The following is a 13967-nucleotide window of genomic DNA, read 5'->3' on the forward strand; positions in this document are numbered from 1 at the left end:
GAGAATCGTTGAACGAAAGTGCATAAAGGTATTGGAAAGCTTGGTGCGTGCTTGCGCTGTCCGGCCTGCGACTCGCTGTCGCCCGGGTGCGCTCGCTGTTATGCCTTGTGCCGGGTTGTCATCTGCGCGCCAGCCCTGACCTTGGGTGGCTGTTAGCCTGCGCCCATGATCGACCTCTACACCGCCGCCACGCCCAATGGGCACAAAGTCTCCATCGCGCTCGAAGAGCTGGCGCAGCCCTACACGCTCAAGGTGCTGGACCTGTCCAAGGGCGAGCAAAAGCAGCCCGACTTTTTGGCCATTTGCCCGAATGGCCGCATCCCCGCCATCGTGGACCGCGGCGCCGATGACTTCGCGGTGTTCGAGTCGGGAGCCTGCCTGATTTACCTGGCCGAAAAAACCGGCCAGCTCATGCCGACCGATGCCAAGGGCCGCTCGCGTGTGCTGCAGTGGCTGATGTTTCAGATGGGCGGCATCGGGCCGATGATGGGGCAGGCCAATGTGTTCTTCCGTTACTTCCCGGAAAAGATCCAGCCCGCGATTAACCGTTATCAGGGCGAGAGCAAGCGCCTGTTCACGGTGCTCGACAGCCACCTGAAAGACCATGAGTACCTGGCGGGCGATTATTCGATTGCCGACATTGCCAACTGGGCTTGGGTGCGCACGCACCGCTGGTCGGGCGTTGGGGTGGACGACTTGCCGCATTTGCAGCGCTGGCTTGATGCGATCCGCCAGCGCCCTGCCGTGTTGCGCGGTATTGAAGCGCCGCCTTCCAGAATCAACCTCACCAAAGACGGCGACGATGCCGCCAAGAAGTTTTCAGAAGAAGCCCGCAAGATGGTCGAGATGGGACAAAACCAGAACACGCCCAACAAGGACAAGCCATGAAGCTCTACACCGCCCACCGCGCCCCCAGCCCCCGCCGGGTGTTGATGTTTTTGGTGGAGAAAAACATCACGGGCATCGAGATGGTCAACATGGACTTGAACGGTGGCGAGCACCGCCAGCCCGAGTACCTGGCCAAGAGCCCATTGGCCAAAGTGCCCGCGCTGGAGCTGGACGATGGCCGCGTGATCACCGAGACGCGGGCGATTTGCACTTTGCTGGAGGGCCGCTTTCCTGAGCCGAATTTGATGGGTGTGGATGGCGATGAGCGCGGTTTCATCGAGATGGCTGACCGGCAGGTGGAGCTGTATTTGTTGGGCGGCATTGCCAACGCGATCCGCCACAGCCACCCGGGCTTGGCCGCTTTGGAAAAACCGCAGTTCCCCGAGTTTGGCCGCTCACAAGGCGAGAAGGTGCGCGAAGTGGCCCGCTGGTTTGACCAGCGTCTGCAAAGCCAGCCCTGGATCGCGGGCGAGCGTTTCACCATCGCTGACATCACTGCGTTTTGCGCGCTGGAGTTTGCGCGGGGCCTGATGAAGTTCGTGCCCGGTGACGAGGGCATGAGCGCCTTGCAGGCCTGGCGTGACCGCATGAACGAGCGGCCTAGCGCCAAGGTTTGAGGGACGGATGTTACCCCGCGTTGGTCATGTGTCACCTCGGACTTGATCCGGGGTCCATGCCTGTTCAACCATGGATGCCGGATCAAGTCCGGCATGACGGTGGTTGTGTCATGCCCGCGTAGGCGGGTATCCACGCTCGCCAACCATGGATGCCGGATCAAGTCCGGTAGGCAGAGTTTCAGCTGAACACGCCGCCGTATTCCTTGCGCAGGTCGTTCTTTTGCACCTTGCCTGTTCCGCCCACGGGCAGCGATTCGAGGAACACCACGTCGTCGGGCACCCACCACTTGGCGACCTTGGTGGCCAGGAAGTCGAGGATTTCCTGCTTCTCCAGCGACTGCCCGGGCTTGCGCACGATGAACAGCAGCGGGCGCTCGTCCCACTTGGGGTGCTTGACGCCAATCACGGCGGCCATGGCCACAGCGGGGTGACCCACGGCGGCGTTTTCCAGGTCAATCGAGCTGATCCACTCGCCACCGGTCTTGATCACGTCTTTGGTGCGGTCGCGGATCTGCATGGTGCCGTGCGCGTCAATCGTGGCGATGTCGCCCGTGGGGAACCAGCCGTCCACCAGCGCGGTTTTTTCGGCTTTGTAGTAGCGCTCCACGATCCACTGACCGCGCACCATCAACTCGCCTTGCGATGTGCCGTCGCGGGGCAGGGTCGCGCCGTTTTCATCGACGATCTTGATCTCGATGCCTGATACGGTTTTGCCTTGTTTGGCCACGATGGCGTGCTGCTCGGCGGCGGGCTTGAGGCGGTCGGCCCGGCTCAGGTTGCTCATGGTGGCGACAGCCGTGGTCTCGGTCATGCCCCAGCCGTGGCGCACTTCAACCCCATAGTTGTCCATGAACTTGGCGATCAGCGCCATGGGCATGGCCGAGCCGCCCACGCACGTGCGTTTCATGTGGGCAAAGCGCAAGTTGTTTTGTTCGACGTGTTGGATCAAGCCCATCCAGATGGTGGGCACGCCCGCGCTGATGGTGACCTGCTCGCTGTCCATCAACTCGAACAGGCTGGCACCGTCAAGCTTGGGGCCGGGCAAGACCAGCTTGGTGCCCGCCACCAGTGCTGCATAGGGGATGCACCAGGCGTTGATGTGGAACATGGGGACCACGGGCAAGATGGTCTCTTGTGTGGACAGGCCCAGCACATCGGGCAGGCCGGCGGTGGTGGCGTTCATCACGATGGCGCGTTGCGTGTACAGCACGCCCTTGGGGTTGCCGGTGGTGCCCGAGGTGTAGCACAGCGCCGCACCGGTTTGTTCGTCCAGCTCGGGCCAGTCGAAGGCGTCGCTGTGGCCGGTGATCAGCCCCTCGTAGTTCATCACATGGGCCACGCCCTCGATCGCGGGTGTGTTGGCAGCGTCTGCCAAGCAGACCCAGGCGCGGACCTTGGGGCAATGCGCGGCAATGCCTTTGACCAGCGGCGCGAAGGTGGCGTCAAACAACACCACTTCGTCTTCGGCGTGGTTGATCACATAGATCAGCTGCTGCGGGTGCAGGCGCGGGTTGCAGGTGTGCATGACCATGCCGCTGCCCGAGACGGCGTAATACGCCTCCAAGTGGCGGTGGTTGTTCCAGGCAATCGAGCCGACCGCACTGCCGGCCTTGAGTCCCATGTGAGCCAGTGCGTTGGCCAACTGGCGCGAACGCTTGGCAGTTTCGGCATAGGTGGTGCGGTGCAGCGGGCCGTGCGTCTCGCGCGAGACGATTTCTTGGTCACCGAACTGCGCAGCGCCGTGTTCGAGGATGCCCGAAATGAGCAGGGGGCGGTTCATCATGAGGCCAGATGTGGACATGCCAGAAGTCTCCAGTGTTTTGAGTTGTTTACAGCAGCGCCGCGTACACGAGGTCGCGGAACAAGGGGCGATAGTAGTCCCTTTGGTTGGGCGCCTGGATCATCAGCATGGCGACCATGTCCAGCGCCGGGTCCACAAAAAACGTGGTGCCCGCGATGCCGCCCCAGTAATACAGGCCCACCGAGCCAGGCACGGGCGACAGGCCCAGCTGCGTGCGCACTGCAAAGCCCAGACCAAAGCCGTGGCCGGGCGGCAGCAGCATGCCATCGGCCGGGATGCCCCCCAAGTGGTCGGCGGTCATGTAGTCCACCGTGTGGGGGCCGAGCAGGCGCACGCCATCGAGCTCACCCCGGTTGCGCAGGCATTGCAAAAAGCGGGCGTAGTCCATGGCGGTGGACATCAGGCCACCGCCGCCGCCTTCCATGGCGGGCACTTGGCGCGGCTCCAGCACTTTCATGGGCACGCCGCCGTCGGGGTCGTGCGCAAAGGGTTCGGCAATGCGGTGCTGTTGTTCAGGCGGCACGGCAAAGCCGGTGTCCACCATGCCCAGCGGGCCCAAGATTTCAGCTTGCAAGAATGCGCCCAGGCCCTGCCCGCTGACCACCTCGACCAGCCGCCCCAACACATCGGTGGCGCGGCTGTAGGCCCACATGGTGCCGGGCTGAAACTGCAGCGGCACAGCGGCCAGCGTTTGAGAAAACTCGGCATTGGTGCGCTCGCGAGAGGCGATCTTCACCTCGCCGTATTGGCGCTGCACGGCCGAGTCGCCTAAAAATTCATACGTCAGCCCCGCCGTGTGGCGCAGCAGGTCTTGCACCGTGGCTTCTTGTCGCACGGGCTCCAAGCCCTTGGCCGTGGCCACCTGTTGGTTGGCAAATTCAGGCAACCAGCGGCTGACCGGATCGGAGAGCAGCAATTGCCCACGCTCAACCAGCATCATGACCGCCACCGACACGACCGGCTTGGTCATCGAATAGATGCGGAAGATGCTGTCGGTTTTCATTGGCGTGCCTGTGCCGGGGTCTTGCTGGCCCACGGCCTCGAACAAGCCGATCTGGCCGCGCCGGGCGATCATGGCCACGGCGCCGGGCAGTCGGCCACTGGCCACTTCGCGGCGCAGAACGGCCATCAAGCGCTGCGTGCGGTCGGGGCACAGGCCCACATCGGCGGGATGGGCGTGAGCAAGCGGGGTGTGGTTGGTGGTCATCAGGTGCTCCAGAACAAGAGCGTTTTGTACACCAGCGACCGACGATGGGGTATCACCTAAAGCAACCGGCGCACGGAGCTTAGAAGGCTTCAGTGACGAACACTCAAGCCCGCCGCCAAAGTCCCATCCCCCGCTGTGCCTTGCTCGCGTCGCTGGGCGTGAGCGCCACAGGGCCTTGGGGTGTCTGTCGCAGCACATCGGCCAGCGTCATCAGGGCCGACTCGGGGCCGCTGAGCAGTTCAAGCTCCAGCTCCAGCAGGGGCTCGCTCAAGTCGGTACCGGGCACATGGATGCGGCCTTGGTCCAGCGCCACTTCGATCTGGGCGTCTGCGTGCGTGACCACCCAGCGCTGGCGTTCAAAGTCGGTGCAAAACAGCGCCTTCAAATGCGGTCGCATCGCCACCAGCTCGGTGGCCTGCGCGACGTCATCGACCAGCGTGTCGAACTGCAAAGCGCCTGGTGTTGTGGGCGCTTCCCACTCTTGCCTGCGCGACAAACCGTTTTCGCTTCGCCCCGCCGTCTTGACGGTGAGCAGCCACTGATCGCCTGCCAGCCGCTCGCGCACGGCCATACGCCGATGCTGCAAGGCCAAGTCATTGGTGTCGAAATAGGTGTTCAGCAGTCGCTGTGCACTGCCCGTGGCTGCCAGCATCGGGTGGTTCAGCAGGCGCGGCAGGTCTGGTTCGGACAGGTTCAGTTTGAGTTCGGTTTCCATTCTGTGCGTGAGGGATGAAACCCTCAAATGGCAGCTGCCGAAAAGCGTTCGCGCAAATAAGCCACGATCGCCCCCGAATCTTTCAGCCAGCGAGTTTGGCCGTTGGCTTCGGTGATCTTCAGACACGGTACTTGGGTGGCCCCACTGCCTTGCAACAAGTCATTGCGGTTTGCAGCATGGTGCTGTGCATCGCGCTTTTCGATGGGCAGCGACAGGCGGCGCATTTCCTGGCGCACCTTGATGCAAAACGGGCAGGTACTGAACTGGTACAGAGCCAGGCTTTGGCACTGCTGGTCAATGGCAGCTTGCGCGGTGGGGGTACGTTGCACGCCAGCTGGGCGGGTCAGGCGCTCTTTGAGCAGCATGACGGGGCCGAGCACGATGCGCAGGGTTCTGAAGAATGCACGGATGAAGGTTTTCATAAGGGTCTCAACAATTCAAAAATGGATGAAAAAATAGGGGAAAGCCGCACCATCACAGCAAACGCGCCAAATAGTGGCCCGTGAAGCTCGCCTTGTTTTTGGCCAGTTGCTCAGGCGTGCCCTCGCCCAGTACGGTGCCTCCGCCCGCCCCGCCTTCTGGGCCCATGTCGATCAGCCAGTCGGCGGTTTTGATCACGTCGAGGTTGTGCTCGATGATGACGATGGTGTTGCCCGCGTCGCGCAGCTGGTGCAGCACCTTGAGCAACAAATCGATGTCGGCAAAGTGCAGGCCGGTGGTGGGTTCGTCCAAGATGTAGAGCGTGCGGCCCGTGTCGCGTTTGGACAGCTCCAACGCGAGCTTCACGCGCTGGGCCTCGCCGCCAGACAAGGTGGTCGCGCTTTGGCCCAGACGGATGTAAGTCAGGCCCACGTCGAGCAAGGTTTGCAGCTTGCGGGCGATGTTGGGCACGGCGCTGAAGAACTGGTGCGCCACTTCCACCGTCATGTTCAAAATCTGCGCGATGTTTTGGCCCTTGTATTGCACTTCCAGCGTTTCGCGGTTGTAGCGCATGCCGTGGCACACGTCGCAGGGCACGTACACGTCGGGCAGAAAGTGCATCTCCACTTTCACCATGCCGTCGCCTTGGCAGGCTTCGCAGCGGCCACCGGTCACGTTGAAGGAAAAGCGCCCCGGCCCGTAGCCGCGCTCGCGTGCGGCCGGCACTTCGGCCATCAGCTCGCGGATGTGGGTGAACAAGCCCGTGTAGGTAGCCGGGTTGCTGCGCGGCGTGCGGCCAATGGGTGACTGGTCCACGTTGATGACCTTGTCGAAATGCTCCAGCCCTTTGATCTCGTCGTGCTTGGCAGCCTCGTCGTGCGCTCGGTGAATCTGGTGGGCGGCGGCGGTGTACAGCGTGTCGTTGACCAGCGTGGATTTGCCCGAGCCTGAGACGCCTGTCACGCAGGTCAGCAGCCCCACGGGAAACTTCACGTTCACGTTTTTCAGGTTGTTGCCCGATGCGCCCACGATCTCGATGAAGTCCTTGCCCGCTTTGTGGCGCTTGGGGATCTCGATCTTCTTGCGGCCCGACATGTACTGGCCGGTGACCGAATCGGGCGCGGCCAAGATGTCAGCGCAAGTGCCTTGCGCCATCACACGCCCACCGTGCACGCCCGCCCCCGGCCCCATGTCGATCACATGGTCGGCCACGCGGATCATGTCTTCGTCGTGCTCGACCACCAGCACGCTGTTGCCGATGTCGCGCAGGTGTTGCAAGGTGCCAATCAGGCGGTCGTTGTCGCGCTGGTGCAATCCGATGCTGGGCTCGTCCAGCACGTACATCACGCCCGTGAGCCCTGAGCCGATCTGGCTGGCCAATCGGATGCGCTGCGACTCGCCGCCCGACAAGGTGTCGGCGCTGCGATCCAGGCTCAAATAATTCAGGCCTACATCGTTCAGGAACTTCAGCCGTAAGGCGATCTCGCGCACCACCTTGTCGGCGATCTCGGCCTTGGCCCCATGCATGGTGAGGCCCTGAAAATACTGCTGCGATTCGCCCAGCGTGATGTGGCTGATCTCGTAAATGGCGCGGGCCTGATCGCCTTCTCCAATGCGCACATGGCGCGCCTCGCGCCGCAAACGGGTGCCTTGGCAGCTGGTGCAGGCCTGCATGTTGCGGTAACGCGCCAGGTCTTCGCGCACCACAGCCGAGTCGGTCTCGAGGTAGCGGCGCGTCATGTTGGGGATGATCCCTTCAAACGGGTGCTTTTTGCTGACCTTTTTGCCTTGAGAGGCGCCTGACTCCATCGTGTAGCTGAACTTGATTTCTTCATCGCCCGAGCCATGCAGCAAAACCTGTTGGTGTGCGGGCGCAAGTTTTTCAAACGGTGTTTCGATGTCGAACTGGTAATGCTTGGCCAGGCTTTCGAGCATGCTGAAGTAAAAGCCGTTGCGCCGGTCCCAGCCTTTGATGGCACCGCTGGCCAAACTGAGCGAGGGGAAGGCGACGACCCGCTCCGGGTCAAAAAACGCCATGCTGCCAATGCCGTCGCAAGTCGGGCAAGCGCCCATGGGCGAGTTGAACGAGAACAGGCGCGGCTCCAGCTCGCTGATGGAATAGGTGCACACCGGGCAGGAGAACTTGGCGTTGAACAGGTGTTCTTTCCCGTTATCCATCTCCAGCGCCACGGCGCGGTGCTCTGCCAGGTGCAGCGCGGCTTCAAAGCTCTCGGCCAGTCGCTGGCGCAGCGCGTCGCGTGCTTTGGCGTCTTCTTCAGATCGCACTTTGATGCGGTCCACCACCACATCGATGTTGTGCTTCTCGGTCTTCTTGAGCGTGGGCAGGTCTTCCACTTCCACCGTCTGGCCATTGATGCGAAAGCGCACATAGCCGAGCGCCTGCATCTGCTCAAACACCTTCTCAAACTCGCCTTTTTTCTCGCGCGCAATGGGCGCGAGGATCATGAGTTTGGTGTCTTCGGGCAGGGCCAACACGGCGTCCACCATCTGGCTCACGGTTTGTGCTTGCAGGGGCAGGTTGTGGTCGGGGCAGTAGGGCGTGCCTGCGCGGGCGTAGAGCAATCGCAGGTAGTCGTGGATCTCGGTGACGGTGCCCACGGTCGAGCGCGGGTTGTGGCTGGTGGCTTTTTGCTCGATGCTGATGGCGGGCGACAGGCCCTCGATCAGGTCGACATCGGGCTTGTCCATCAGCTGCAAAAACTGCCGCGCATAGGCCGACAGGCTTTCCACATAGCGGCGCTGGCCTTCGGCGTACAGCGTGTCAAAGGCCAGGCTCGACTTGCCCGAGCCCGACAGCCCGGTGATCACCACCAGCTGGTTGCGCGGAATGTCGAGGTCGATGTTTTTGAGGTTGTGGGTGCGGGCACCCCGCACGCTGATGTGGGTTTGCCGCAGCGCTGACGCCAGATACCGCGCTTGTTCGGGTTCGTCGGGCAAGGAAGGAGAGTCAACAAGGTTCACGGTGGACGGCCAGATCAGCAAAACCTTTGATTATCCCCGTCGGCGCTGTTTTTGGCAGCGGGGCTGGCCAATCAGGGACAATCACCCTTTTCTCTGACCCTCTGCCCTTGGCTGTTCCGCGTGACCGAAACCCCTGAAAAGCAATCTGCTCCCTCGTCCGTGTCCATGACCCCCATGGAGCGTCGTGCCAGCGCCTCCTTGGCCGGCATTTTTGCGCTGCGCATGTTGGGCTTGTTTTTGGTGTTGCCGGTGTTTGCCCTGGAGGCGCGCAAGTACCCGGGCGGTGATGACCCGGCCTTGCTGGGCCTGGCCATGGGCATTTATGGTTTGACGCAAGGTGTGTTGCAACTGCCTTTCGGCATGGCCTCAGACCGTTTCGGGCGCAAGCGGGTGATCGTGCTGGGCCTGATCATTTTTGCGCTGGGCAGTTTTTGGGCGGCAGGTGCCACCGATCTGACCGGTTTGCTGGTGGGCCGCAGCTTGCAAGGCGCTGGCGCTGTTTCTGCCGCCGTCACGGCGTTGCTGGCCGATTTGACCCGCGACGAGGTTCGCACCAAGGCCATGGCCTTGGTGGGGGCCAGCATCGGGTTGATGTTCGCCTTGTCTTTGGTGGTGGCGCCTGTGTTGGTGGCCATTGTTGGCTTGTCGGGTCTTTTTGCCCTGACGGGTGTGCTGGCCTTGTTGGGCATTGCGGTGGTGGTCTGGGGTGCGCCCCCGGCACCCGCCCAGACGAAGGGGCAGGCCCGGGGGAGTCTCAAGGATGTGCTGCGCCATGCGGGCTTGATGCGCCTGAACTTCGGGGTGTTTGTGTTGCATGCAGTGCAGCTGGCCATGTGGGTGGCGGTGCCGGCCTTGCTGGTGCAATCGGGTTTGCCCAAGGCCGCGCATTGGCAGGTGTATTTGCCCGCCGTGCTGGGTTCTTTTGTTTTGATGGGCGGTGTTTTTGCCATGGAGCGGCGCGGCCACCTGAAAAAAGCGTTTTTGGGTGCGATTGCCTTGATCGCGCTGGTGCAAGTTGGCTTGCTGGTGCAATCGTCGGGCACCTCCAGCGTGATGGCCATGGCCGGGCTTTTGTTTGCCTTTTTCTGCGGTTTCAATGTGCTGGAAGCCACTCAGCCCAGCATGGCCTCCCGCATGGCCCCCAGCGCGGTGCGTGGCACGGCATTGGGCGTTTACAACACCTTGCAGTCGCTGGGTTTCTTTGTCGGCGGCTGGCTGGGCGGTTGGTTGGTGAAAACCTGGGGCAGTCCGGCCTTGTTTGCCTGCTGTGCCGTTGCCATGTTGGCGTGGTGGCTGGTGGCCTTGCCTATGCAGACGCCAGGGCGTGCTGCACCCGTTCAGGCCACCGCATAAAAGCCGCATAATCCGGACCTTATCGAGGAGTTTTCATGGCATCCGTCAACAAAGTCATCATCGTCGGCAATTTGGGCCGCGATCCCGAAACCCGCTACCTGCCCTCTGGCGATGCCGTGAGCAACATCAATGTGGCCACGACCGACCGCTACAAGGACAAAGCGACCGGCGAGATGAAAGAGGCCACCGAGTGGCACCGCATCAGCTTTTTTGGCAAATTGGCCGAAATTGCAGGCCAGTACCTGAAAAAAGGCTCGCAGGTCTACGTTGAAGGCAGCTTGCGCACCCGCAAATACACAGACAAAGACGGCGTTGAGAAATTTGCCACCGAAATCCGTGGCGAAACCATGCAGATGTTGGGTGGCCGTCAAGGCATGGGCGGCCCGTCCGATGACGGCGGCGGTGGTGGCGGTTATGCGCCTCGCCAGTCGGCCCCGGCGGCACGCCCGGCCGCAGCACCTGCCCAGCGCCCGGCGGCTGCGCCCAAGCCAGCGGCCAGCAGCTTTGACGACATGGACGATGACATCCCGTTCTGAACCAACGCAGATGTTGAAATTTGAGCCCACCGCACCTGTGCCGTGGGCTTTTTTCATGGGTTCAGTCCATTTTCAAAGGACTCGCCCGTGGCTTCTTAATTCACAATGTGCTGATGAATGAAATGAACGCCCGTTATTTGCCGTTGGACGATGACCAGCGGCGTCAACTTCACAACGAAGTGCATGCCCGGCCATCGGCCAGGGTCCGATTGCCTGCTTTGATTGTGTATGTGGCCGTGCTGAACGAGGGGGTTGCCCGCGAGCAGGAGTGGCAGCACCTGAAAAACCTGCCCGGCCATGCCGACCTGGCGCTGGAGCGCTTGAATGGCAACTTTTTGCGTCTGCGCTGCGACGGTTTCACCGTTAAATGGGAGCGCCACACCGAGTTCACCCGCTATTCGATCGTGCAGTCCTTGCCTGCGCACGCCGGGTGGGGTTCGGCATCGCCCGAGTTGGCCTCGCAAGTCGTGACGGGGGCGGCGTGGTTGCGCGCCATTCCGGGAAAGACCGTGGCCGCCATCCATTTGGGCATGCTGGCAGCCCCTGTGGATGCCCCCGATACCGTCGTGCAAGCACAGGCTTGGTTGGGCGAGGGCGCTGTGGTGGGCTCGCGCATGGGCAACACCACCGAAGGCTTGCCGCATTCCTGCGTGTTGACCCATTTCAGGCTGGGTGCCGATGGCTTTGAGCGCATGCTGGTGCTGGCCCCAGTGGACACCAGCGAGGCCCGTGCCGGGCGCATTTCACAGCGTTTGCTCGAGCTGGAAACTTACCGTCTGATGGCTTTGCGTGGCTTGCCTGTGGCCAAAGCCTTGTCGCCCGTGCTGTCCGATGCCGAAGCCCGCTTGGCTGACATCACGGCCAGGCTGGAGCGCAAGGACGACAGCGACCAGGCGCTGCTGGATGTGCTGGTGTCTTTGGCGGCCCGCATCGAACGGGCTACGGCAGAGCACGGTTACCGGTTCTCGGCCACGCGGGCGTATGACACGCTGGTGAGCCAGCGCATTGCCGAGTTGCGAGAACGGCCCATCGCCGGCACCCAGACGGTGGGTGAATTCATGCAACGGCGACTGTCGCCCGCCATGGCCACCGTGGCGGCCACGGCGCAGCGCCTGGCGTCCTTGTCTGAGCGGGTGTCACGCACCAGTGCTTTGCTGCGCACGCGGGTGGACATTGCCACCGAAACCCAGAACCAAGTCCTGCTTGAAAAGCTCACCAAAGGGCAAGCACTGCAACTGCGTCTGCAAAGCACGGTGGAGGGCCTGTCGATCGCGGCCATCTCTTACTATGTGGTGAGCTTGCTGCTTTATGGGGCCAAGGCACTGAAGGCGGTGGGTGTGCCGATTCAGCCGGAAGTGGCCGTTGGCGTGATGGTGCCCTTGGTGCTTTGGGGTGTGTGGCGTACCACCCGCAAAATCCACGAAAAACTGAAGGCTTCAGACAGTTGACCCACCAGGGAGCGGAAGCGGATGACCAGGTTCAGGTGGTCAAGGTCGGTGCCGAGTGGATCACACCCCCGCCCAGGCACACCTCGCCGTCATAGACCACGGCACTTTGTCCGGGCGTGACGGCCCACTGGTTTTCGCTGAAGTTCAACTCAAAACCGGCTTGCCCATCGGCCATGTGCATGTTTTGCAAAAGGCAAGGCGCATCGGCCTGCCGATAGCGGGTTTTGGCCGCATAAGCGCCAGGCGTTGGGGCCATGCCTGCACACCAGCTCACGTCGGTGGCTTGCAGCATGGGCGATTGCAGCCACGGATGGTCATGGCCTTGCACCACCCAGAGCGTGTTTTTTTCGATGTCTTTGCGGGCCACAAACCAGGGCGTGTGTTCGCCACCGCCGCGCTGCGCCCCTTTGGCCTTGATGCCGCCAATGCCCAGGCCCTGGCGTTGACCGAGCGTGTAAAAGCTCAGGCCTACATGTTGGCCAATGGTGCGGCCTGATGGGTCTTTGATCGGGCCGGGTTCTTTGGAGATGTAGCGGTTCAGGAAGTCACGGAAGGGGCGCTCGCCAATGAAGCAAATGCCGGTGGAATCTTTTTTGCGGGCGTTGGGCAGGCCGATTTCTTCGGCAATCCGGCGCACCTCGGTCTTGTGCAGCTCACCGACCGGAAACAAGGTTTTGGACAGCTGGGCCTGGTTCAGGCGGTGCAAAAAGTAGCTTTGGTCCTTGGAGGGGTCGAGCCCCTTGAGCAGCTCGTGCCGGCCTGTTGCGGCGTTCAGCCGCACGCGGGCATAGTGCCCGGTGGCAATTTTCTCGGCACCCAGCCGCATGGCATGGTCGAGGAACGACTTGAACTTGATTTCGGCGTTGCACAGGATGTCCGGGTTGGGCGTGCGTCCGGCCTGGTATTCGCGCAGAAACTCGGAAAAAACGCGGTCTTTGTAATCGGCCGCAAAATTGACGTGCTCGATTTCGATGCCCAGCACATCGGCCACGGCCGCCGCATCGACAAAGTCGATGTTGGAAGAACAGTATTCGCTGTCATCGTCATCTTCCCAATTTTTCATGAAGATGCCAATGACGTCATAGCCTTGTTGCTTGAGCAAATAGGCGGTGACAGCTGAATCGACGCCGCCGGACAGGCCGACGACCACACGAGGGAGTTGGGACATGCCCCAATTATCCCGTGACTGCCCATGCGGTCTGTCGGGGACAAAAATTTATAATGTGAAACTGGTCGAAATACATGAGCCGAACCTGCACTTGGTGCCAACACTTCAGAACATTCCTGCGCGATGTCGCGCATGGCTTGTTCATCATCACCCACAGTGGTTTGGCCATGGTGGGCCTGACCGTGGCTGCCTTGGTGCTGGCTTTATGGCTGCGGCCTGACTGGTTGCGCGCTACAGAGGGCGAGGTTTTCAATTGGCTGCGCGAGCGGCAGGTCCTGCTTTCCTGGTTGCCGGAGAACACCGCTGAACGCGCAACGGCCGTCGAGCTCAAGGATTTGCCTGCTGACCAAGCGGCTGTGGCGCAATGGTTGGGGCAAAAATACAGCATTGCACCAGAGCCACTGGCTGCTTTGGTGGCGGAGGCTCACGTCTTATCCAAGAAGCACAAATTTTCCCCATACCTGATTCTTTCTGTGATGGCGATTGAATCGGGCTTTCACCCCTATGCCCAAAGTTCGGCGGGAGCCCAGGGCCTGATGCAGGTGATGACGGACATCCACATCCAGCGCTATGCCCCCCATGGTGGACCCTTGGCTGCTTTTGACCCGATCACCAACATGCGTGTCGGAGCCGATGTGCTGGCTTATTGCATCCGAACCAAGGCGGGCGTTATGGAAGACGGCTTGCGTTATTACCTGGGTGCTGCAGAGTCCACCGACGATGGGGGTTATGTCGCCAAGGTCTTGTTGGAACAAGACAGACTGACGCAAGTAGCCAACGGCGTCAAGAGCGTACCGATGCAATGAATCGGCGGTTGGGCTGGAGACGTGGA

The 13967-nt window shown here is 61.6% G+C and carries 12 protein-coding genes; 6 read left to right on the forward strand and 6 right to left on the reverse strand.

The features are described from left to right. The first annotated feature begins 165 nt into the window (after positions 1–165). Together B9Z37_RS08005 and B9Z37_RS08010 are read left to right on the forward strand one after the other, a co-directional pair. A complete protein-coding gene (locus B9Z37_RS08005; protein WP_108312432.1) occupies positions 166–888 on the forward strand; it encodes a glutathione S-transferase family protein in 723 nt (240 codons plus the stop codon). Beyond that, entirely contained in the window at positions 885–1505 is a 621-nt protein-coding gene (locus tag B9Z37_RS08010) for a glutathione S-transferase family protein (protein ID WP_108312433.1), read from the forward strand. Before B9Z37_RS08005 ends, B9Z37_RS08010 begins: the two co-directional genes overlap by 4 nt. Before the next feature lie 178 nt (positions 1506–1683). Here B9Z37_RS08010 and B9Z37_RS08015 read toward each other — a convergent pair whose 3' ends face one another. The 5 genes from B9Z37_RS08015 to uvrA form a co-directional block, all read right to left on the reverse strand. Then, positions 1684–3306 (reverse strand): long-chain-fatty-acid--CoA ligase, encoded by a 1623-nt coding sequence (locus B9Z37_RS08015; RefSeq protein WP_108312434.1) that lies wholly within the window; start codon positions 3304–3306, stop codon positions 1684–1686. Positions 3307–3334: 28 nt separating this feature from the next. Beyond that, the gene (locus B9Z37_RS08020; RefSeq protein ID WP_108312435.1) at positions 3335–4513 is read right to left on the reverse strand and encodes a serine hydrolase domain-containing protein; all 1179 of its coding nucleotides are present in this window, start codon (positions 4511–4513) and stop codon (positions 3335–3337) included. A gap of 103 nt (positions 4514–4616) precedes the next feature. Further along, positions 4617–5228: a CYTH domain-containing protein gene (locus tag B9Z37_RS08025; protein ID WP_108312436.1), complete on the reverse strand. Its 612-nt coding sequence runs from the start codon at positions 5226–5228 to the stop codon at positions 4617–4619. A 23-nt stretch (positions 5229–5251) separates the two neighbouring features. After that, positions 5252–5650: a glutaredoxin family protein gene (locus B9Z37_RS08030; protein WP_108312437.1), complete on the reverse strand. Its 399-nt coding sequence runs from the start codon at positions 5648–5650 to the stop codon at positions 5252–5254. 52 nt (positions 5651–5702) lie between these two features. Then, positions 5703–8630, reverse strand: coding sequence for an excinuclease ABC subunit UvrA (uvrA, locus tag B9Z37_RS08035; protein ID WP_407067227.1), 2928 nt, complete (start codon positions 8628–8630; stop codon positions 5703–5705). A 165-nt stretch (positions 8631–8795) separates the two neighbouring features. Between uvrA and B9Z37_RS08040 the strand changes: the two genes are divergently transcribed. From B9Z37_RS08040 to B9Z37_RS08050, 3 genes are all read left to right on the forward strand, one after another. Continuing rightward, complete coding sequence (locus B9Z37_RS08040; protein ID WP_108312592.1) at positions 8796–9983, forward strand: MFS transporter; 1188 nt, start codon at positions 8796–8798, stop codon at positions 9981–9983. Positions 9984–10018: 35 nt separating this feature from the next. Next, entirely contained in the window at positions 10019–10519 is a 501-nt protein-coding gene (gene ssb, locus B9Z37_RS08045; RefSeq protein ID WP_108312438.1) for a single-stranded DNA-binding protein, read from the forward strand. Between the two features lie 113 nt (positions 10520–10632). Then, positions 10633–11967 (forward strand): DUF3422 family protein, encoded by a 1335-nt coding sequence (locus B9Z37_RS08050; RefSeq protein ID WP_108312439.1) that lies wholly within the window; start codon positions 10633–10635, stop codon positions 11965–11967. A 31-nt stretch (positions 11968–11998) separates the two neighbouring features. On the opposite strand, the gene mnmA is transcribed toward B9Z37_RS08050, so the two are convergent. Beyond that, complete coding sequence (gene mnmA, locus B9Z37_RS08055; RefSeq protein WP_108312440.1) at positions 11999–13135, reverse strand: tRNA 2-thiouridine(34) synthase MnmA; 1137 nt, start codon at positions 13133–13135, stop codon at positions 11999–12001. 74 nt (positions 13136–13209) lie between these two features. On the opposite strand from mnmA, the gene B9Z37_RS08060 reads away from it, so the two are divergent. Then, the gene (locus tag B9Z37_RS08060; RefSeq protein ID WP_108312441.1) at positions 13210–13941 is read left to right on the forward strand and encodes a lytic transglycosylase domain-containing protein; all 732 of its coding nucleotides are present in this window, start codon (positions 13210–13212) and stop codon (positions 13939–13941) included. Positions 13942–13967 lie beyond the last annotated feature (26 nt).

Origin of the sequence: Limnohabitans parvus II-B4, assembly GCF_003063455.1 — a bacterium.
Classification (GTDB): domain Bacteria; phylum Pseudomonadota; class Gammaproteobacteria; order Burkholderiales; family Burkholderiaceae_C; genus Limnohabitans_A; species Limnohabitans_A parvus.

Coding starts and splice junctions, on each gene's coding strand:
- B9Z37_RS08005 (WP_108312432.1), top strand. CDS start 166: ATGATCGACCTCTACACCGCCGCCACGCCCAATGGGCACAAAGTCTCC.
- B9Z37_RS08010 (WP_108312433.1), top strand. CDS start 885: ATGAAGCTCTACACCGCCCACCGCGCCCCCAGCCCCCGCCGGGTGTTG.
- B9Z37_RS08015 (WP_108312434.1), bottom strand. CDS start 3,306: ATGTCCACATCTGGCCTCATGATGAACCGCCCCCTGCTCATTTCGGGC.
- B9Z37_RS08020 (WP_108312435.1), bottom strand. CDS start 4,513: ATGACCACCAACCACACCCCGCTTGCTCACGCCCATCCCGCCGATGTG.
- B9Z37_RS08025 (WP_108312436.1), bottom strand. CDS start 5,228: ATGGAAACCGAACTCAAACTGAACCTGTCCGAACCAGACCTGCCGCGC.
- B9Z37_RS08030 (WP_108312437.1), bottom strand. CDS start 5,650: ATGAAAACCTTCATCCGTGCATTCTTCAGAACCCTGCGCATCGTGCTC.
- B9Z37_RS08040 (WP_108312592.1), top strand. CDS start 8,796: ATGACCCCCATGGAGCGTCGTGCCAGCGCCTCCTTGGCCGGCATTTTT.
- ssb (WP_108312438.1), top strand. CDS start 10,019: ATGGCATCCGTCAACAAAGTCATCATCGTCGGCAATTTGGGCCGCGAT.
- B9Z37_RS08050 (WP_108312439.1), top strand. CDS start 10,633: ATGAATGAAATGAACGCCCGTTATTTGCCGTTGGACGATGACCAGCGG.
- mnmA (WP_108312440.1), bottom strand. CDS start 13,135: ATGTCCCAACTCCCTCGTGTGGTCGTCGGCCTGTCCGGCGGCGTCGAT.
- B9Z37_RS08060 (WP_108312441.1), top strand. CDS start 13,210: ATGAGCCGAACCTGCACTTGGTGCCAACACTTCAGAACATTCCTGCGC.